This is a genomic window from Bacillus sp. SIMBA_031 (assembly GCF_046535225.1).
Lineage (GTDB): Bacteria > Bacillota > Bacilli > Bacillales > Bacillaceae > Bacillus > Bacillus velezensis.
Genome location: NZ_JAWRXC010000211.1, coordinates 1 through 274 on the forward strand (window position 1 = coordinate 1; position 274 = coordinate 274).

Sequence of the window (274 nt, forward strand, 5' to 3'; positions counted from 1 at the left end):
CGCGATATGCTGGCGTATGGCTGGCGATCGCCTGGATTATTGCGCTCGCCAGCCATACAGGCGCATTTCTGCCGTGCCTGTTCCTCACCGTCAACCATTGCTGCGATGCGTTCTACGTCCTGGCCCGAAGCCGATCGTCGCGTGCGTCGGAGCTGACGTCCCGACCACCTTCTATCCGCTGGCAAGGAGCCAGCCTCATCCTGCATGCGCGTTGCGCCGACATCCTCACCGGGAACATGCCCCATCTTGAGAAGCGGTTGCGTCAGCAACCAGG

At 62.0% G+C, this 274-nt stretch carries 1 protein-coding gene; it reads left to right on the plus strand.

Annotation, left to right across the window (positions count from 1 at the left end; genetic code table 11):
- Positions 1 to 274 (plus strand): hypothetical protein (locus SB724_RS20060; RefSeq protein ID WP_410572588.1); only part of this gene is annotated, 274 nt, incomplete at both ends.